This is a genomic window from Chelativorans intermedius, from assembly GCF_025398255.1.
In the GTDB taxonomy this organism is placed as follows: Bacteria; Pseudomonadota; Alphaproteobacteria; order Rhizobiales; family Rhizobiaceae; genus Chelativorans; species Chelativorans intermedius.
Genome location: NZ_JAODNW010000039.1, coordinates 1 through 17,265, shown reverse-complemented (window position 1 = coordinate 17,265; position 17,265 = coordinate 1). Strand labels below are relative to the sequence as shown.

General features: G+C 61.8%; 17 protein-coding genes and 2 pseudogenes. 13 read left to right on the top strand and 6 right to left on the bottom strand.

The genetic code is table 11. The features are described from left to right. The coding region (locus NYR58_RS19105; protein WP_261522743.1) for a hypothetical protein at positions 1 to 200 on the top strand (200 nt) is incomplete at its 5' end. A gap of 15 nt (positions 201 to 215) precedes the next feature. Here the strand turns inward: NYR58_RS19105 and NYR58_RS19100 are convergent. From NYR58_RS19100 to NYR58_RS19075, 6 genes are all read right to left on the bottom strand, one after another. Then, the gene (locus NYR58_RS19100) at positions 216 to 1,160 is read right to left on the bottom strand and encodes a zinc metalloprotease HtpX (RefSeq protein ID WP_086466659.1); all 945 of its coding nucleotides are present in this window, start codon (positions 1,158 to 1,160) and stop codon (positions 216 to 218) included. 9 nt (positions 1,161 to 1,169) lie between these two features. Beyond that, entirely contained in the window at positions 1,170 to 2,288 is a 1,119-nt protein-coding gene (locus NYR58_RS19095) for a S1C family serine protease (protein ID WP_261522742.1), read from the bottom strand. Beyond that, positions 2,285 to 2,728 (bottom strand): phosphate-starvation-inducible PsiE family protein, encoded by a 444-nt coding sequence (locus tag NYR58_RS19090; protein ID WP_446681815.1) that lies wholly within the window; start codon positions 2,726 to 2,728, stop codon positions 2,285 to 2,287. The genes NYR58_RS19095 and NYR58_RS19090 overlap by 4 nt, the downstream gene beginning before the upstream one ends. A gap of 163 nt (positions 2,729 to 2,891) precedes the next feature. Beyond that, positions 2,892 to 3,383, bottom strand: a complete 492-nt coding sequence (locus tag NYR58_RS19085) for an Hsp20/alpha crystallin family protein (RefSeq protein WP_261522740.1) — start codon at positions 3,381 to 3,383, stop codon at positions 2,892 to 2,894. Positions 3,384 to 3,403: 20 nt separating this feature from the next. Next, positions 3,404 to 3,802: an Hsp20/alpha crystallin family protein gene (locus tag NYR58_RS19080; protein WP_261522739.1), complete on the bottom strand. Its 399-nt coding sequence runs from the start codon at positions 3,800 to 3,802 to the stop codon at positions 3,404 to 3,406. A 14-nt stretch (positions 3,803 to 3,816) separates the two neighbouring features. Further along, positions 3,817 to 4,245: an Hsp20/alpha crystallin family protein gene (locus NYR58_RS19075; RefSeq protein ID WP_261522738.1), complete on the bottom strand. Its 429-nt coding sequence runs from the start codon at positions 4,243 to 4,245 to the stop codon at positions 3,817 to 3,819. 201 nt (positions 4,246 to 4,446) lie between these two features. Here NYR58_RS19075 and NYR58_RS19070 point away from each other — a divergent pair, with 201 nt between their 5' ends. From NYR58_RS19070 to NYR58_RS19015, 12 genes and pseudogenes are all read left to right on the top strand, one after another. Beyond that, positions 4,447 to 4,875 (top strand): MarR family winged helix-turn-helix transcriptional regulator, encoded by a 429-nt coding sequence (locus NYR58_RS19070; protein WP_261522737.1) that lies wholly within the window; start codon positions 4,447 to 4,449, stop codon positions 4,873 to 4,875. A 17-nt stretch (positions 4,876 to 4,892) separates the two neighbouring features. After that, positions 4,893 to 6,725 carry an ATP-dependent zinc metalloprotease FtsH gene (ftsH, locus tag NYR58_RS19065; RefSeq protein ID WP_261522736.1) on the top strand — a complete coding sequence of 611 codons (1,833 nt, stop codon included), beginning with the start codon at positions 4,893 to 4,895 and terminating at the stop codon, positions 6,723 to 6,725. Between the two features lie 63 nt (positions 6,726 to 6,788). Beyond that, entirely contained in the window at positions 6,789 to 9,698 is a 2,910-nt protein-coding gene (locus NYR58_RS19060; protein WP_261522735.1) for an ATP-dependent Clp protease ATP-binding subunit, read from the top strand. A 78-nt stretch (positions 9,699 to 9,776) separates the two neighbouring features. Next, complete coding sequence (locus tag NYR58_RS19055) at positions 9,777 to 10,916, top strand: HPF/RaiA family ribosome-associated protein (protein WP_261522734.1); 1,140 nt, start codon at positions 9,777 to 9,779, stop codon at positions 10,914 to 10,916. Further along, a complete protein-coding gene (locus NYR58_RS19050) occupies positions 10,913 to 11,491 on the top strand; it encodes an NADH dehydrogenase ubiquinone Fe-S protein 4 (protein WP_086466671.1) in 579 nt (192 codons plus the stop codon). The genes NYR58_RS19055 and NYR58_RS19050 overlap by 4 nt, the downstream gene beginning before the upstream one ends. Before the next feature lie 33 nt (positions 11,492 to 11,524). Continuing rightward, positions 11,525 to 12,277 carry a rhomboid family intramembrane serine protease gene (locus NYR58_RS19045; protein ID WP_261522733.1) on the top strand — a complete coding sequence of 251 codons (753 nt, stop codon included), beginning with the start codon at positions 11,525 to 11,527 and terminating at the stop codon, positions 12,275 to 12,277. Further along, positions 12,268 to 13,110 carry an SDH family Clp fold serine proteinase gene (locus NYR58_RS19040; RefSeq protein ID WP_028035865.1) on the top strand — a complete coding sequence of 281 codons (843 nt, stop codon included), beginning with the start codon at positions 12,268 to 12,270 and terminating at the stop codon, positions 13,108 to 13,110. Before NYR58_RS19045 ends, NYR58_RS19040 begins: the two co-directional genes overlap by 10 nt. A gap of 52 nt (positions 13,111 to 13,162) precedes the next feature. Beyond that, entirely contained in the window at positions 13,163 to 13,585 is a 423-nt protein-coding gene (gene trxC / locus NYR58_RS19035; RefSeq protein WP_261522732.1) for a thioredoxin TrxC, read from the top strand. A gap of 48 nt (positions 13,586 to 13,633) precedes the next feature. Next, positions 13,634 to 14,380 (top strand): cation:proton antiporter domain-containing protein, encoded by a 747-nt coding sequence (locus NYR58_RS19030; RefSeq protein WP_261522731.1) that lies wholly within the window; start codon positions 13,634 to 13,636, stop codon positions 14,378 to 14,380. Further along, positions 14,377 to 14,778 carry a cation:proton antiporter gene (locus NYR58_RS19025; RefSeq protein WP_261522730.1) on the top strand — a complete coding sequence of 134 codons (402 nt, stop codon included), beginning with the start codon at positions 14,377 to 14,379 and terminating at the stop codon, positions 14,776 to 14,778. Before NYR58_RS19030 ends, NYR58_RS19025 begins: the two co-directional genes overlap by 4 nt. Positions 14,779 to 15,136: 358 nt before the next feature. After that, positions 15,137 to 15,370: pseudogene (locus NYR58_RS19020) on the top strand (transposase); the annotation flags it as partial. Between the two features lie 794 nt (positions 15,371 to 16,164). Beyond that, positions 16,165 to 17,190 (top strand): annotated as a pseudogene (locus NYR58_RS19015) (type IV secretory system conjugative DNA transfer family protein); the annotation flags it as partial. Positions 17,191 to 17,265 lie beyond the last annotated feature (75 nt).

Sequence of the window (17,265 nt, the reverse complement as noted above, 5' to 3'; positions counted from 1 at the left end):
TGTTCTCCTTGTTGCTTCGAACATTAAGAGAACAAGCTCTCCTTTTGAATGGCCCAGTTTCTTGGGGGCAGGTCACCGGGATCAAACACCAAGATTTGCCGCAAGAAGTTTTCAGGCGAGCCAAAATTCGATTGAAACTTCTGGCTGGTTTCGCGCTTGAAAGATACCGCAATCTCGTCAGGAGCAAACTTTGGTGGTAAAATGCCAAGCGCGTTCTACCAATAAAATCCATATCGACGGAATTTGGGCGGCAAGAACGAGGGTAGCCGTGGTTTATAAGACATGCCCGCAATTGTCGGATACTGCGGTGTTGCCAAGGCGGTGAGTTCACGCAGCCTGGCGATCCGACTTTCTGTGCTTGGATGCGTTCGCAAGAGAGACGGCTCGGGAATGCGCCGGCCGGGAAGAAAAATTTCTTCCCAGAACCTTCCGACACGACGTTCGAGTTTGCTCAGCGCTCTCATGAGACCCTCCGGGTCGCCAGTCAGCTCTGCCGCCGCGCGATCTGCGTCATACTCGCGGGTGCGCGACAGGCCGAGCTGCACGAGCGCCATCAAGGTGGGCGCGAAGATGAGAAGCGCCACGATATGCCACGGAACATAGACCGCGCCCGCGAAAATAAGAGGTAGGTTGAGGAGCAGCAGGAATTGTCCAAGCCAACTCGCGATGGAAACCAGCCGTGACATCATATCTGCCAATCCCATGATCCACAGGTCGCGGTTCGCGATGTGGCCAACTTCGTGAGCCAGGACGCCGACGAGTTCGCGACCGTCGAGGAGTTGAAGCAGTCCATCGGTGACGCAGATTGTACTGTCTTCCGGACTGCCCATCGCGAAGGCGTTCGGCAACGGGCTCGATACGCGATAGAGCTTCGGCGCGCGCGGCAAATCGGCACGTCGCGCAAGTTCCGCTATTCCTGCGACAAGGCCGGGCGCATCACGTCCCGTTATGCGCTCCGCCTGATATGCGGACAGCAAGAAGTCTTGCGGCAGATTGGGGGCAAAAATCAGACCCGCAACCATTCCGAAGGCAAGCAGCAGCCCGACCTCCGCGCCGACGACCGCTGTCATGGACACCCAGGCGATCATCGCCATAAGGCCAAGCAAGAGCGCGGATTGGACGAGATTGATAAATCGATGCCTCGTCGAGACAGCAGGCATTTCCGGCTCCTATCGCGGTTCGCCAAGTGTGATCCTGAGGCTCTTGTGTTGATCGCCGCGCCGGAGGTGCAATTCAACCTGATCCCCGGGGCGATGCGCTTCGAGCGCCGCGATCAGGTCAGCCGCTTCATCAACTCTAGTCGCTCCAAGGCCGATTATCCGGTCGCCGGCTACAATGAACCCATCGCCGCTAATGCGGGCGGGGACCAGTCCCGCGCGGGCAGCGGGGCCGTCAGGATCGACTCCGAGGACCATGACGCCGGAGGAGCCATCCTGCGCGAGCATCGCGTCGACCCTGGGATCGAATAAGATGCCGAGTCGTGGTGGTGCATAGCTGCCGCGAGCGATGAGCTGTGGCACCACCCGGTTGACCGTATCGACGGGAACCGCAAAGCCGATTCCCGCACTGCCGCCGGATGGACTGAAAATCGCCGTGTTGACGCCGATCAGACGCCCCGCGCTGTCAATCAGAGCGCCACCGGAATTTCCGGGGTTAATTGCTGCGTCCGTCTGGATCAGGCCACGTATCGGGAGACTGCCTTCTCCCGGCAATTCGCGGCCGAGAGCCGAGACAATTCCGGTCGTCATCGTCCAGTCCAAGCCAAACGGATTGCCGATGGCGAACACGCTCTGACCGACACGCAACTCGTTGCTGGTGCCGATGGGGATTGACGGTGGCCGGTCGGAACCTACGCCGATATGCAGGACTGCCAGATCGTGCTCGGGTGCGCGTCCCACCAGGCGCGCGGAGAAGGCACGGCCATCAGCCAGCCTGACGACTGCCCGGCTCGCGCCGGCGATAACATGATTGTTCGTCACCACATGACCGAGTTCGTCCCAGACGAATCCTGAACCGTTCCCGCGCGGAACGTCATAGGCATTCCGGGTCCAGGGATCGACTACACGCTCGGCCGTCGTGATGAAGACGACACTGTCTCGAGCGGCGTTGAATACCGTGATGGTGCTTTGTTCAAACGCCGCCAGGTCGCCGCGCGGAGCCACGGCGCGCGGTTCGGCAAACCGACCGAGCACAACGCCCTGAATGATAGGAAAGCTCTGCCACACAATTATGATAAGGAGCGCGGCAGAGGTTGCTGAAACAAGTCGAATGAAAAAGGTTCGGTTCATTGACCGCCATCTGCATTTTCAGTAGGGGGCTGTTCGCGTCGGTCCTGATCGCGCACGAGCCAATGGACAACCCCGAGCGCAAGCGCCGCGCCCGCGAGTGCGGCAATCCTGGATGGTTCCGTCTCGCCGAGGTCCAGGATGATGAATTTGCGCGCGATGGCGAGGAGCGCGATCAGCACGATCGTGCGGACCTGGAGGATCCCGAAGCTGCGTTCGGTCGCAACAAGAAGGGAGCGCTTGAACTCGAGCGCGATCACCACGGTGAAGATCATGCCGAACACCACCTGGAAGGTGGCGTAATCGAGAGTGTCGAATGCCCCCAGAACCAAGCGGTTCACGACTTCGCGCATCAGCGCCCAGACCGACGCCACGACGATCGCCGCAATGATGACGCTGAGGACGAAGATGACAACTTGCTCGAACTTCTCGTAGAGCGTCATCGCCGACCATTGTTCACGGGTCAGCCCGGATCGTTGCAAGTCTTTCATGATTGGCCCTTGAAAGCCGCCCCGGAGAGACAAGCTCCCCGGGGCTTCGCCAGACGGTGCGATATCGCACGGAGCGGAGGGGACGCCGCAAACCGGCGACACCCAATGTGGCAAATCAGCCGTTCTTGACCTCGATGCGCTTGACCTTGGCCTGCGCCTCGGGAGTCTGGGGCAGCTTGATCGTCAGAACCCCGTTCTTGAAGGATGCTTGCGCCTTTTCGCCATCCACACCGGGGGGGAGCGGAATTGTCCGGTAGATCGCGCCGTAGCTGCGCTCGGAGAGATAGTATCCCTTCTTCTCCTCCTGGCGCTCGATCTTCTTCTCCCCCTTCACAGTCAACATGTCATCGTTGACCGTCACCTCGATGTCCTTCACCTCCATGCCCGGCAGCTCGATCGACACTTCGATCCCCTTGTCGGTCTCAACCATGTCGGATTTGGCTTCGCCGCTGCCCCAGGGCCATTCGAACTGACCGACCCGGTTCCAGAAGTTCTCGAACACATGGTTCATTTCGCGCTGGAGCGTCGCGATCGGGTTGTCTTCGCTGCTCTTGGCGTCTGGCGCGCCGTCCTTGCGCGCCCAGGGGATCAGGTCCTTGATCTGCATGATGGTGTCTCCTTCGGTTTTCAGGCGCCCTTGACGGCGATCCTTTTCGGCTGCGCTTCAGGGGCTCGGGGGAGCGTCAGGGTGAGGACGCCTCCGCGCATCTCGGCCTCGATCCTGTCGGGGTCGAAATCCTCGGAAAGCGCGAAGGCCCTTTCGAAATCACCCTCGCCATATTCGGCATAGGCAAGTTCCAGGTTTTCTGGCCGCATCGGCTCAACCTTGCCGCGGATCGTCAGCACGCGGTTTTCGAGTGTGATTTCGACCGCATCGGCGGCGACCCCAGGCATTTCGAGCATCATGGAGACACCCTGATCGGTCTCGACGATATCGGTCAGCGGGCGGTAGATGCGGCCGCCGCCGGCGGTCTCGGGCGCGTCGGTCGGCGTCATTTCGGTGGCTTGCGTGATGTCGGTGCTCATCGTTCCAGCTCCTCTCAGGCTGCCTTGATCTCGATTTTCTTTGGCTTTTCTGCCTCGGGCCGGGAGATGACGATCCGCAATACGCCGTTCGTCATCCTCGCCTCGACCTTGTCATCCGAGGCCGTGAATGGCAGGCGGATAGCGCGTGAAAACCTGCCGTAACCGCGTTCGTTGCGGTGCCAGCGCGCACCTTCGGGAACCTCGGGCGCCTTGCGTTCGCCCGACAGCGTCAGGACGTTGTCCTTGACCGCGATCTCGATATCGCCCGGCTCAATGCCAGGGAGTTCGGTAGTAACGGCGACGGCTTCCGCACCCTGCCAGACATTCACTGCCGGGAATGCCGCGCGAGATGGCGACGGCCAGAAACCGCGGTCGAGATCGCGCATCATGGAGCGCATCAGCGCAAAGGGATCGCTGCGGCGCAGATATGTCGGATAGGGCATTGCTGGCCTCCTGTTGCTGATCGACACCCCAAACCGGCAGCATGGTCCGGCCGGGCAACCGGGCCGGCCGGATGTCGGTTCGGAGACCGTCCATCAAGATAGGCGGTTCCAATTATTATGCAAGCATATACGATGCTTGCATTGCACTTTGGGTGGACCGCAGTCTATCCTGCTTCTCATGCAGATGGAGGAAAGATACCCTTGATCACTTCTGATCTTGCCCTGATCGGGACGACGATCCACCGGGTCGCGCAGCTCATCCAGCAGCGGATCGACAACGAGATCGGCGACAGCGGCCTGACCCGCCTGTCCTGGATGGCGGCGGCACATGTCGAGGATTCGCCCGGGCTGACCATCGGCGATCTGGCCAGGCGGCTGGAGGTGGGCCGGGCCACTGCGGGCCAGCTCGTCGATCGCATGGTACAGGGCGGTTGGGTAGAGCGGTGGGCGTCACCCGACGACCGACGGGCGCAGATCGTCACGGCAACGCCAAAGGCCAGGGCGATGCTGGAGGAACTCGCGCCGCGGCAATCGGCGCTCGAAGATGAAATCCTGCAGGATCTGTCGGCGGACGAAAGGCGCATTCTGCTGGCGCTGCTCGAGCGGATCAGGGCGCGGCTCGGGCGCTAGGGAAAAGGAAAAGCGGTATGGAAAAGAAGACAGAATACAACATCTGGTACTGGGTGGTGGCTTTCATAGCCGTGTTATTCATCCAGAACCTGATCGACGGCTGGCAATCCGTGGCTCCCATCAGCTACAGCCAATTCGAAACCTATCTCGAGGACGGCAGGGTCGCCTCGGTCGCGGTGGGGTCAGACACCATAACCGGAACCTTCACCGAACCCGTCGACGGCAAGACCCAGTTCGTCACGACGGTCGTCGATCCCGCGATCCTCGAGCGCATCGACCGCTCTGGGGTCGAGATCACTGGCGTTCCGCAAAACACTTTTCTCGGCACGCTGATTTCCTGGGTGGCGCCAGCGCTTGTCTTCTTCGGAATCTGGATGCTGCTGTTCCGCAAGTTCGCCGACAAGCAGGGTTTCGGCGGGTTCATGCAGGTCGGCCGCAGTAGGGCCAAAGTTTACATGGAAAAGGAAACCGGCGTCAGTTTCGCTGACGTGGCCGGCGTGGACGAGGCCAAGGCCGAGTTGGAGGAGGTCGTGGAGTTCCTCAGGAACCCGGCCGAATACGGAAAGCTGGGCGCACATATCCCCAAAGGCATATTGCTCGTTGGGCCGCCGGGCACCGGCAAGACGCTTCTCGCGCGCGCGGTGGCGGGTGAGGCGGGCGTGACCTTCTTTTCGATCTCGGGATCAGAGTTCGTCGAGATGTTCGTGGGCGTCGGTGCCGCACGGGTGCGCGACCTGTTCGAGCAGGCCCGGAAATCCGCCCCGGCGATCATCTTCATCGACGAACTCGACGCTCTTGGGAGGGCGCGCTCCTCCGGCCAGATCGCCGGTGGCCATGATGAGCGTGAGCAGACGCTGAACCAGCTTCTGACCGAGCTCGACGGCTTCGACCCTTCGGTGGGCATCGTGCTCCTGGCCGCCACCAACCGGCCCGAGATCCTCGACCCCGCGCTTCTCCGCGCGGGCCGCTTCGACCGGCAGGTGTTGGTGGATCGGCCCGACAAGAAGGGACGCGTGCAGATTCTTGGCGTTCACATGAAAAAGGTGAAGCTCGCCCCGGACGTCGATGCCGATAAGGTCGCAGCGCTTACTCCCGGCTTTTCCGGAGCGGATCTTGCCAATCTCGTCAACGAGGCAGCATTGCTCGCCACGCGCCGCAAGGCAGATGCGGTGACGATGGACGACTTCAACAATGCCGTGGAACGCATCATCGCCGGGTTGGAAAAGAAGAACCGCGTTCTGAACCCGCGCGAACGCGAGATCGTGGCGCATCACGAGATGGGGCACGCGCTGGTGGCGATGGTTCTGCCGGGGGTGGATCCGGTGCACAAGGTCTCGATCATCCCGCGCGGGATTGGCGCGCTCGGCTACACGATCCAGCGCCCGACCGAGGACCGCTTCCTGATGACGCGCGAGGAACTCGAGAACAAGATCGCCGTGCTGCTCGGCGGGCGCGCGGCCGAGAAGATCATCTACGACCACCTCTCGACCGGGGCGGCGGACGATCTGGTCAAGGCCACCGATATCGCCCGCGCCATGATCGCACGGTACGGGATGGACGAAGACCTCGGGCATGTCAGCTACGACACCGATCGGCCCGGCTTTCTCGGCACCGGCGATCAGGCGTCCTGGCTCAACCGCCGCTACAGCGAGGCCACGGCCGAGCGAATGGACCTAAAGGTGCGCGACATCGTGGATGGCGTGTTCAAGCGCACCCTCACCCTTCTTGAAAGCAATCGGGATCTTCTCGAGCAATCGGCGCAGGATCTCCTGCAACGAGAGACACTGGACGAGCCCGATCTGGTGGCAATTGGGTCCAAGGTGAAAAGAACGGAAGCGGTCGCTGCGTGACACTGTCACTGGCGCAGATGATCGGCGAACAACCCTGACTGGATAAAGAAACGGAGAAGACCAATGGCAAACGAAGCTTGCGATATTTGCGGTCGCCCGGCGACGGCGCGCGTGCGCGCCTCGGTGAACGGCAGGGTTCAGAACATGGAGCTGTGCGATCAGCATTACCGCGAGATGGTGCGCCGGTCGGGCCGCAGCGCGTCGCCGTTGGAAGCGCTGTTCGGACGGCATTCCCTTTTTGACGAATTCTTTGGCGATAGTGGTTTCGGCAGCCTCTTTGGTGACAGCCCGTTGCGGGGCGGCACGCTCGGCGCCATGGGTGACGGCGATGACGATGTCGTCGCGGCCACTTTCGGCGAGGGCGCGCCACGACGCGGATCGCGGCGCGGCGGCGGCGGGCGCAATATCGCCGATCGACTGAGCGAACAGGGCAACAAGCTGTTGCAGGATGCCGCACAGAAGGCAGGAGAATTCGGACGCAGCGAGGTCGATACCGAACATCTGCTTCTGGCACTGACCTCGTCCGACGTCGTCAAAACAATCCTGGAACAGTTCAAGGTCGATGTGGACGACCTGCAGCGCCAGGTCGAGAAAGAAGCGAAGCGTGGAGAGGCCAGGACGGAGGGCGAAATCGGCGTCAGTCCTCGCCTGAAGGACGCGCTGAACCGGGCCTTCATCGCCTCGAACGAACTCGGCCATTCCTATGTCGGTCCCGAGCACCTGCTGATCGGCCTTGCCGAGGAAGGTGAAGGCCTGGCCGCGTCGGTCCTGCGCAAGTACGGCCTCACGCCGCAAGCGCTGCGCCAGCAGGTGACCAAGGTCGTTGGCAAGGGCGCCGAGGAAGGCCGGGTGGAGGCGCCGTCCAGCACGCCCGATCTCGACCAGTTCAGCCGTGACCTGACGAAGCTCGCCCGCGAGGGCAAGCTCGATCCCGTCATCGGCCGCGCCCGCGAGATCGAGACGACGATTGAAGTGCTGGCCCGGCGCAAGAAGAACAACCCGGTGCTGATCGGCGAGCCGGGCGTAGGCAAGACCGCCATCGTCGAGGGACTCGCACAACGGATCGTCGCGGGCGAAGTGCCCGAGGCGCTGCGCGACAAGCGGCTGGTCGAACTCAACATCAACTCGATGGTGGCCGGGTCGAAGTATCGCGGCGAGTTCGAGGAGCGGGTGCAGAAGATCCTCAAGGAGATCACCGAGGAGAAGGACAGTCTGATCCTGTTCATCGACGAGATCCATACCATCGTCGGCGCCGGTCAGGGCGGTGGCGAAGGCGGTCTAGACATCGCCAACACCTTCAAGCCGGCGCTGGCGCGGGGCGAGCTGAACCTGATCGGCGCGACGACGCTCAACGAATACCAGAAATACATCGAGAAGGACGCAGCGCTCGAACGCCGCTTCCAGCCGGTCTATGTCGAGGAACCCACGGTCGCTCAGGTCATCATGATCCTGCGCGGCCTGCGCGACACGCTGGAGGCGCACCACAAGGTGACGATCACCGACGAGGCCATCGTCGCGGCGGCCGAGCTTTCGGACCGCTACATCACTGGCCGCTTCATGCCTGACAAGGCGATCGACCTGATCGATCAGGCCGCCGCACGTGTGAAGATCAGCGCCACAGCGCGCCCCGTGGACGTCCAGGAGCTAGAGGCCGAGGTCGCGCAGATCAAGCGCGAGCAGGACTATGCCGCAGCCCGCAAGCAATTCGACCGGGCAGCGGAATTGAAGAGGGAACTCGAACAGAAGCAGAAGGAGCTGGACGAGCTTCTGGAGATTTGGAAGCGCGACCAGGCTTCGGCGACCGCCGAGGTGCGCGCCGATCATGTCGCGCAGATCGTCTCGAAGATCACCGGCGTTCCGGTCACCGAGCTGACCACCGAGGAGAAGGACAAGCTCCTCAAGCTCGAGGAGAAGCTACACGAGCGCGTCATCGGCCAGGAAGAAGCGATCCGCGCCGTGGCCGATGCGGTGCGCCTGGCGCGTGCGGGTCTGCGCGAAGGCTCCGGTCCGACTGCGACCTTCCTGTTCCTCGGGCCGACCGGGGTTGGCAAGACGGAACTGGCCAAGACGCTCGCCGAGGTGATCTTCGGCGACCAGGATGCGATGATCCGCATCGACATGTCGGAGTATGGCGAGCGCCACTCGGTTGCCCGGCTGGTTGGCGCGCCTCCGGGCTACGTCGGATACGACGAAGGCGGGCAACTGACGGAGAAGGTGCGGCGTCGGCCCTACTCGGTCGTGCTCCTCGACGAAATCGAGAAGGCGCATCCGGATGTATACAACATCCTACTTCAGGTGTTCGACGATGGCCGCCTGACAGATGGCAAGGGCCGCGTGGTGGACTTCACCAACACCATCATCATCGCCACCTCGAACCTCGGTTCGGACATCATCCAGCGCAACCTCAAGAAGCGCGGCACCAAGGAGTTCGACGAGGCAAAGCAGAAGTCCGAACTGATGGACGTGCTGCGCGGTCATTTCCGGCCAGAGTTCATCAACCGGATCGACGAGATCATCGTTTTCCATTCGCTGAACCAGACCGAGATCCGCCAGATCGTCGAGTTGCAGCTGAACCGGGTGAAGCGGACTGCACTGGGGCAGGGGGTCGAACTCGAATTCGACGTGAGCGTCGTGGATCACTTCGGCGCGGTCGGCTTCCGTCCCGAATTCGGCGCCCGCGAGCTGCGCCGGCTGATCCGGTCGGAGTTGGAGACCGAGTTGGCCCGCGAAATGCTCTCCGGGCGGATCGAGGATGGTGACAAGGTCCGCGTCGCTTGGTCAGCGGACGAACAGAAGGTCGTGTTCGAAAAGATCGCAAAGGACACCGGTGACAATAGCCCGGACGATCAGGCCGAGGCCGGGATCGACGAGTCCAGCGAAGCTGCCGAAAACAAGGCGGACGCTCCGACACCCGATGTCCCGGTCGACACCAAGGATAGGGAGCAGTCCAAGGACGATAAGTCTACCGGGTGACGTCGTGGAGGACTGGCCGGCGCGATGACGGTCGCGCCGGCTCATCTCGTCAAAAAGCGACAAGCAAGGTCACACGGCATGGAAGTCATCAGAGCATTTCGCAATCTTGACCGGCACGGCCAACAGCGCGCGCCTGAGGTCATCGAGGAAGAGGTGCGGCAACTTGAACCGCATCTTGTACGCTTCCGCGAGAATCTCGTCCGGCTCGAAGTCGTCGCCTCCCAGACGAGGGGCAAGACGCGCATCAAAGTCAGCTTGCGCTTGCAACTGCCATCGGGCGTGATCGCGGCGCAGGAAGAGGGGTTCGAGATCGAGCCGGTCCTGCGCAAGGCCTTTGCCGACCTGCGCCGCCAAGTCGATCGGCATGTGGCGCGCCTCAAGCACGAGCCGGAGTACAAGCGTCCCGCCCGCCGGCGCCGGATCGGCGCCCCGCTGCCGCCCGCGCGGGATGCGGCGGAGGCGGAGCGGCGCCAACTCTTCTTCGACCTGATCGAGGATCATCTCGATACGGTCTACGACACCGTCAGGCGTGAGTTGACCTATCTCGAATGCAGCGGATCGGTACCACAGGGCTATCTTGCCGTTCGCGATATCGTCGATGCGACGATCCTCAATGGGCTCGATCGCTTCGAGCGGCGGCCGACCGAATTCTCCGTCCGGGACTGGCTGACGCAACTGGCCTTCGAGACCATCGAGGCCGAGGCGCAGGCCGCGCGCCGCGCGGTGCCCGAGGATGCCGCCCCGATCGACGTGGCGCCCGAGGTGCTGGCCGGGGAGCCTACTGAGTCGGATGAGGAGATGTTCGAGTTCTACCAGCCCGACGACGTGCTGATGCTCGAGGAACTCGTCGCCGACGACGGTGTGGACGACCCCGAAACGGCGGTCGCTAAACGGCAGGACGCGCTGTTCTTGCATCGGGCGATCGCCGGTCTTCCGGCGCTATGGCGCAGGGTCCTGTTTCTTGTCGACCTGAACGACACCCCGCTTGAGAAAGCCTCTTCGGTTCTCGGCATTCCTGAAGACGACGTGACCCGGATCGTCCAGTCGGCTCGCAATTATCTTCGCGATAAACTGCGTGACTCAGGTCAGTCTTCCGATACCGCTCATGCGCTTTTTGAGAGTGCTCACCAGAGGAGGGTGCGAATTCCACAGCCCCTGCGGGATCGCGCCCGGCTGGAACGCGCTTTTCTGGGGGATAACCGAGGGGAAGCACCATGATGCGCGGTCACAATCGTCCACCCTTTCCGCCGAAGATACCCGGGACCAACATGAGATCATGGGACGTTCCGACCGCGATCATTTACCGGCCGGCACGTTCCGCGATGACATCGGCGCCGCGGCCCAACTACTGGATATTGGAATTCGAGCCGTCGCGCCCGCCCCACATCGAGCCGCTGATGGGATATACCTCCAGCGACGATCCCTATCGTCCGATCCGGCTGAAGTTTCCCGACCGCGAAAGCGCTGTGGCATTCGCGGAGCGGCAGGACTGGCGCTACCTCGTGCGCGAGGACACGACTCACCGACGTGCGCCGCACCACTGGCGGGGAGAGGAATGGCATCGGCTCTACAAGGGAGCCGATGCGCCGGAAGCCTATCGTATACCGTCCCGCGTGGATCACGGTCGCACGGATCACCGCCTCCGGCGCGCGGTCGAGGAGAAAGGCACGGTGGACCTGTCGTCGCAAGAACAGGCCGAATTCGATCCGGTGCTCGAAGCCTCGCTCGAATCCTTCCCTGCCTCCGATCCCCCGGCCTGGACGGGCGTGACGATAGCCGGGAAAGAACAATGAACGGAATGTCTAGCGCGAGCGAGGATCTGCCGCTTGTTTCCCTATCTTGACAGCGTCGCGCGCCGCTACCCGCCCGTCATCGTATGGGCGGTCATCGGCATGAACGTCCTCGCGTTCCTCTATCAGATCAGCCTGCCTCCGCGCGTGCTGGACCGGTTCCTGTTCGAGTTCGCGCTGGTGCCCTCGCGCTTCTTCGGGCAACTGAGCCTCGTCGCCCCGTCCGACTGGACCCCGTTCCTGACCAACATCTTCCTGCACGGGGGCTGGCTGCACCTCATCTTGAACATGTGGACGCTCTGGATCTTCGGCCCCGCCGTCGAAGATCGGCTCGGACCGCGTAGATTCACGCTGTTCTATCTGTTCTGTGGTGTGGCGGCCGGACTGGCTCACGCGCTGGCGAACCCCGACTCAGTCGTTCCCGCGCTTGGCGCATCGGGGGCGATCGCGGGCGTGATCGGTTGCTACGCACGCATGTTTCCGGCGGCTCGGCTGGTGGTGATCGTGCCGATTCTGTTCATTCCCCTCTTCTTCGAAGTGCGCGCGGTCATTTTCGCGATGATCTGGTTTTTCATGCAGGTCATTCCCGGCTTTCTGTCGCTCGGCAGCGATCAGGCCACGGGCGGGATCGCCTGGTGGGCGCATATCGGCGGGTTTCTCGCCGGTTGGCTTGTAACGCCACTCCTGCGAAGGCGCGCCGATGCCTATCGCCACTATTATCGCGACGAGGGCATCTATGGCTTTCTGCCGGATGGCCGACGGGAAGGAGGACAAGGTCCATGGACATAATGCAGCTGTTTTGGCTGTTCTTCATCATTTCGGCGCTGCAGCCGGTTCTGCAGCGCAGATATCTTGAGGCGATGCGCGCACGCAAGATCGCCAGTATCGAGAAGAAGCGTGCCAGTCGCGTCATCCTGCTGATCCATCGGCAGGAGACGATGAACCTGCTGGGATTCCCCCTGATGCGCTACATCGACGTCAATGACTCGGAGGAAGTCCTGCGCGCGATCCAGATGACCGACGATGAAGTGCCACTCGACATCGTGCTGCATACACCGGGCGGCCTTGTGCTGGCGGCAACCCAGATTGCTCGGGCCATTCAGGGCCACAAGGGCAAGGTCACCGTGTTCGTGCCGCATTACGCCATGTCGGGCGGCACGTTGATCGCGCTTGCCGCCGACGAGATCGTGATGTGCGAGCATTCCGTGCTGGGACCCGTCGATCCGCAACTTGGCCAGTTGCCTGCTGCCTCGCTCCTCAAGGTCGTCGCCGAGAAGCCCATCGCCGAGATCGACGACCAGACCCTGATCATGGCCGATGTCGGTCGCAAGGCCATTGCGCAGATCGAGGCATTCGCGAAACGTCTGCTGTCCGACAAGATGGACGAGAACCGCGCGGCGGCGCTGGCGGCGAAGCTGGCGACGGGCACCTGGACCCACGACTATCCCATCTCTGCCGATGAGGCCCGCGACATGGGCCTGCCCGTTGGAACGGACATGCCCAAGGAAATACTGGAGCTGATGACGCTCTATCCGCAGCCGGTTCGGCGCCAGGGCGGTGGCGTGGAATACCTGCCCGAGCCGCGGCAGCGAGAAGCGCGCCGCGCCATATCCACGCGCTGAACGCTTGCATCATTCGGCCGCCGAGCCCAGCTCGTCAACGAAAGGATACAGGATGCCCACGGTCGCTTGCCTGCAGTGCAATTCCACCAACAGGGTGCAGCAAGAGCGCCTGACCGATAATCCCAATTGCGGACGCTGCGGCGCGCCTCTCTTTCAAGGCAGGCCCGTCACGCTTACAGCGGCTAATTTTGACCGTCATGCGAATGCCGAACTGCCATTGCTGGTCGATTTCTGGGCCGAGTGGTGCGGGCCATGCAAGATGATGGCGCCCCAGTTCGAGGCGGCGGCGCGCTCGCTCGAACCCCATGTCCGTCTGGGCAAGCTCGACACCGAGGCCGAACAGCAGATTGCCGGCCGCTACGGGATCCGCGGCATTCCCACCATGATCCTGTTCAGGAGCGGCAAGGAAATCGCGAGGACGAGCGGTGCAATGCCTGCCGCGCAGATAGCGCAGTGGGCGCGCTTGCACGTCTAGAGTTTACAGGTATTGGCCTTACCTGCGCCATGCCATCAGGAGAAGAACATGCATGGCGTGACCGGATTTGTCGAAAGTGCGGCCTTGTTGGTCTTTGCCGCGGTCGTGCTCGTGACGATATGTTCACGGATCGGCGTGCCCAGCATTGTCGGTTACATTCTTGCCGGTATAGTCATTGGACCCGCCGGCCTCGGCCTGATTGCGGAGAGCGCTGCCCTTAGCAGCATTGGCGAGATCGGAGTGGTGCTGCTGCTGTTCGCGCTTGGCCTGGAATTCTCGTTCGAGAAGCTCGTAAGGCTCAGGAAGCATGTCTTCGGTCTTGGAGCCGTGCAGGTTGCAGTCACGACGATAACGGTGTCGTTGGCAGCGAGTCTGATCTTCGATCTCGCGCCCGTCCCCGCAATCCTCATCGGCGGGGCCGTTGCCATGTCATCCACGGCCATGTGCCTCAAGGTGCTCGCAAGCGCGAACGCTCTGGGATCGGCCCAAGGACGCCTGGCCATTGCGGTGCTTCTGTTTCAAGACTTGGCAGCTGTCGCATTCCTGCTTCTGCACGATTCGATGAGTGGAGCCGCCGAAGGGTATGGCGTGATAACGGTCGTCGCCAGTGCAACGGCATTGGTTGCAGCTCTGTTCATTGCCCGTGGCCCGTTGCAGTTGCTGGCCCGTTGGGTAGCGTCGCGTGGCGATCCGGAACTTGCCCAGCTTCTCGCGCTCAACATTGCACTAGGGTCTGCGATTGTCGCGGCCACCGCCGGCCTTTCTCCGGCACTCGCCGCATCGCGGCCGGCATGATCATCGGCGAGGGCGACGCGCGCCATGCTGTCGAGAACGAGATTCGGCCCTTCCGCGATTTGTTTGTCGGGATTTTCTTTGTCGGCATCGGAACGCAATTGCCACTTTGGATCATTCCATCTGTATGGCCTGTGGTGCTGATCTGGCTCGCGATCATATTCGCGGGCAAGACGCTGATCGTTTTGGTCGTCGCCCGACTGTTCGGCGAGTCGCTTCAGAGCTCATGGCGCACTGGGATCATCCTGGCCCACGGAGGAGAATTCAGCCTGATGCTGCTGTCGGTTTCCTCGACCTCAAGCATTGTTGCAGAGGAATTCGCTGGTCCTCTACTCCTCGCGATTGGCATGAGCATGCTGGCCGGGAGTGTCATGGTCAGATGGGCGGGGCTAAAGGTTTAGCGGGACCAAAACAACTAGACCCGGCTGAATGAGCGAACCGGTTGAATCTTGATGCAACGTTCTTACCTAAGCATTTTTCGATCACTCACCAGTCATAATCGGCAGCAGCGAGGTAGTGGAGACATAGACGAGAAAGATGGCGTCGATGCCGTGAGCAATAGTGTCCCAAAGCTCATTGACGAGCCGCGGCGCATGCTTCTTTATGGGAATGCTTTTAGCGTGGAGAAGGCTATTTCTACTGGATTTAAGTCGGAGTTGTAGTCCTGGAAAAGGTGCATTTGGAGGCCGGCCCGTTCGATGGCCCGGCGCACGGCGGTGCGCTTATGGCTGGACAGGTTGAGGGGGCGTCCACCCCATCAATCTGTCCAGCCATAAGGGTCCGCGGACTCGCCAGATGATCGAAACAGCGGGAGCGCCGTTGCTGTTTCTTCCGCCCTACAGCCCGGACTTCTCGAAGCTCAAGGCAATGCTCAGGAAGGCAGCCGAGCGCACCATCGACGGCCTGTGGGACAGGATCGGCAGCCTGATCCCAACCTTCACAGTGCAGGAATGTGCCAATTACATCGCCGCCGCCGGATACGATGCAGCATGAACGAATTCTGCTCTAAAAGCGGAACCTATCGAACGCCGGTCGTAGCAGGTTAGTCCGCTCCTCTAGCGGGCTGCGAAAGTGTGAGAAGGTCGAACGGAGAGTAAGGCGCCACGGTCAATAAGACGGGATCGGGAAAACCAGATCATGGATGCGCACCTCGAGCGCGCCAGATTGTATTGGCCCAATCCGCGAAATCCCCATACGGGCCCGCAGCGTGTGATAGCCGCAACAGAGGCCGGACACATGTCAGCACCCGACTACGCTCCGAACTCTTCGAAAAGATTCTTCTTGCATCAACGGGGGCGTCCAGACAGGTCCATGACGATAGTTTCGCCGGGCCTGAGCGTCGGTCCCAGGACCTGTTCGACTTGGTCGGAAACGCACGACCGCGCATGGCGCCGTCGAGCAGCAAGGGTGCTGTCCTGCTGTCGGTTCGAAGAAAGGCCGATGCCGGCATTGCCGTTGGCGCGGAGGGTACCAACATAGCCACTTAATTGTCCGATGTCGTTCTTGTAGGGGCCTATGTCTTAGAACCGTCTTTCGGCATTTCCACATGGCCTGCACGCTGCTGCTCTTTCGGGTCGTAGTGGCGGGGTCTTCCTCCGTCGATCCTATTGTGGGAGTTGTGCACATGGCCTCGGCGGCATACTTCGTTTGGCAGGCGACTCATTATGCCAAGTGGTTGTCCTGATCGTAGAACGTCGATCGCATTCCATCGTATATAAAGACCATAAGCGCTTCTGTCGCATCGCTCGATTATCGTTCCGTTTGTCTCAAGCAGCGGAACGACGCCCATGACCCCCACCAAGCTCCTGATCGGCCAGATCGCCGTCGTCTTCGCCATCGTCATCCTCGGCGTATGGGCGGCGACGCAGTGGTGCGCCGACATGTTGGGCTATCAGGCGCAGCTTGGCAGCCCCTGGTTCGTCCTGTTCGGCTGGCCGGTCTATCAGCCGTGGAAGCTGTTCGAGTGGTGGTATTTCTACGAGGCCTATGCGCCGGAGGTATTCGACAAGGCCGGGATGCTGGCGGCGGGCAGCGGCTTCATGGGCTGTGCGGCGGCGATTATCGGCTCACTGTGGCGCGCGCGGCAGAGCAGGCTCGTCACCACCTATGGCTCCTCGCGCTGGGCCTTGCCGCGCGAGATTCGCAAGGCCGGCCTGTTCCGTCCGGCAGGCGTGTTCCTCGGTAGGTTCGCCGACCAGTATCTTCGCCATGACGGACCGGAGCATGTCATGGCCTTCGCGCCGACGCGCTCGGGCAAGGGCGTCGGCCTCGTCGTCCCGACCCTTCTCACCTGGACCGGCTCGGCCGTCATCCACGACATCAAGGGCGAAAACTGGCAGTTGACCGCTGGCTGGCGCGCGAAATTTTCGCATTGCCTGCTATTCAACCCGACCGACCTGCGGTCGGCCCGCTACAATCCGCTGCTGGAGGTACGCAAGGGGCCGGACGAGGTGCGCGACGTCCAGAACATCGCCGATATCCTGGTCGATCCCGAGGGTGCGCTCGAGCGCCGGAACCATTGGGAAAAGACCAGTCACGCCTTGCTGGTCGGCGCCATCCTGCACGTGCTTTATGCCGAGGAGGAGAAGACGCTGGCGCGAGTCGCCACCTTCCTGTCCGATCCGCGCCGGTCCTTCGCGGCGACGCTGCGGCGGATGATGGCGACCAACCATCTCGGCACGCCGGAGAACCCGAGGGTCCATCCGGTCGTGGCTTCGGCCGCGCGTGAGGTGCTGAACAAGTCGGAGAACGAGCGCTCGGGTGTGCTCTCCACCGCCATGTCCTTCCTCGGACTCTATCGCGACCCGACCGTCTGATCCACCCCCATTGAACGGGTCCACCTTGAAGTATGGTTTTGACCATGAAGGAGGACCACAATGGCAAACAAG

Bases quoted from the DNA above. Each gene is read 5' to 3' on its own strand.
- trxC (WP_261522732.1), top strand. From the start codon at position 13,163: ATGCCCACGGTCGCTTGCCTGCAGTGCAATTCCACCAACAGGGTGCAG.
- NYR58_RS19030 (WP_261522731.1), top strand. From the start codon at position 13,634: ATGCATGGCGTGACCGGATTTGTCGAAAGTGCGGCCTTGTTGGTCTTT.
- NYR58_RS19050 (WP_086466671.1), top strand. From the start codon at position 10,913: ATGATGCGCGGTCACAATCGTCCACCCTTTCCGCCGAAGATACCCGGG.
- NYR58_RS19090 (WP_446681815.1), bottom strand. From the start codon at position 2,728: ATGACGCTCTACGAGAAGTTCGAGCAAGTTGTCATCTTCGTCCTCAGC.
- NYR58_RS19095 (WP_261522742.1), bottom strand. From the start codon at position 2,288: ATGAACCGAACCTTTTTCATTCGACTTGTTTCAGCAACCTCTGCCGCG.
- NYR58_RS19060 (WP_261522735.1), top strand. From the start codon at position 6,789: ATGGCAAACGAAGCTTGCGATATTTGCGGTCGCCCGGCGACGGCGCGC.
- NYR58_RS19025 (WP_261522730.1), top strand. From the start codon at position 14,377: ATGATCATCGGCGAGGGCGACGCGCGCCATGCTGTCGAGAACGAGATT.
- NYR58_RS19040 (WP_028035865.1), top strand. From the start codon at position 12,268: ATGGACATAATGCAGCTGTTTTGGCTGTTCTTCATCATTTCGGCGCTG.
- NYR58_RS19080 (WP_261522739.1), bottom strand. From the start codon at position 3,802: ATGAGCACCGACATCACGCAAGCCACCGAAATGACGCCGACCGACGCG.
- ftsH (WP_261522736.1), top strand. From the start codon at position 4,893: ATGGAAAAGAAGACAGAATACAACATCTGGTACTGGGTGGTGGCTTTC.
- NYR58_RS19055 (WP_261522734.1), top strand. From the start codon at position 9,777: ATGGAAGTCATCAGAGCATTTCGCAATCTTGACCGGCACGGCCAACAG.
- NYR58_RS19075 (WP_261522738.1), bottom strand. From the start codon at position 4,245: ATGCCCTATCCGACATATCTGCGCCGCAGCGATCCCTTTGCGCTGATG.
- NYR58_RS19100 (WP_086466659.1), bottom strand. From the start codon at position 1,160: ATGCCTGCTGTCTCGACGAGGCATCGATTTATCAATCTCGTCCAATCC.
- NYR58_RS19085 (WP_261522740.1), bottom strand. From the start codon at position 3,383: ATGCAGATCAAGGACCTGATCCCCTGGGCGCGCAAGGACGGCGCGCCA.